Origin of the sequence: Streptomyces sp. NRRL F-5126 (assembly GCF_000721265.1) — a bacterium.
Taxonomy (GTDB): domain Bacteria; phylum Actinomycetota; class Actinomycetes; order Streptomycetales; family Streptomycetaceae; genus Streptomyces.
The window spans coordinates 1-386 of the sequence record NZ_JOFZ01000097.1; the positions used below are offsets into that span (position 1 = coordinate 1).

Genomic DNA, 386 nt, shown 5'->3' on the forward strand with positions numbered 1-386 from the left:
GACACCCTCACCACACGCCCCCTGCCGACCGAACAACTCACCGACACCACCAAGACCATCCGAAACAGCCTCTTCCACATCGAATGGACCACACTGCCCCCGACCGCACCGCTCGCGCAGGATGCCGCACCCGCTTCCGAGACGGACGCGATCTGGGCCTGGCTGGACACCGAGCACTTCCCCGCCACTCCGCAGACCGACGAGACAGCAGCGGGAACCGGCGCATCCGCTCCCCGGTTCCACAGCATCTCCGCGCTCGCCGAAGCTGTCGACAATGCCACCCCAAACGCTGTCCTGCTGTCCTGCGTCTTCCAGCCTCTCACCACGATGACGGAGCTGCACCAGGCCACGCACCACCTGCTCGCCCTGCTCCAGGAATGGCTGAC

Annotated in this window: 1 protein-coding gene; it reads left to right on the forward strand. The window is 66.3% G+C overall.

The genetic code is table 11. The features are described from left to right. Positions 1–386: hypothetical protein (locus IH48_RS34000; RefSeq protein WP_037844171.1), on the forward strand; the 386-nt coding region annotated here is incomplete at both ends.